Raw genomic sequence first — 230 nt, 5'->3', positions numbered from 1 at the left:
AGCGGCTTGGGCCCCCCCCCCCCCCCAACCCCAACCCCACAAAAAACAAAACACCACAACCAACCCACACAAGAAAAAACCAAAACACAACCACAACAAAACAACACAACCGCAAAAAAAAAAACAAAACCAACCCACGGCCCCCCCAAGTTTCAACCCCCCCAGAAAAAAAAAAAAAAATTAAAAAAAAAAAAAAAAAAAAAAAACACCCAAAAACCCCCAAATAAGAA

1 pseudogene is annotated in these 230 nt (G+C 41.7%); it reads left to right on the top strand.

The features are described from left to right. A pseudogene (locus J2D73_RS21600) lies at nucleotides 1-227 on the top strand (hypothetical protein); the annotation flags it as partial. Nucleotides 228-230 lie beyond the last annotated feature (3 nt).

Origin of the sequence: Acetobacter sacchari, from assembly GCF_017377715.1 — a bacterium.
Taxonomy (GTDB): Bacteria; Pseudomonadota; Alphaproteobacteria; order Acetobacterales; family Acetobacteraceae; genus Acetobacter; species Acetobacter sacchari.
The sequence above is the reverse complement of the archived record's forward strand: the minus strand, read 5'-3'. Positions and strand labels throughout refer to the sequence as shown.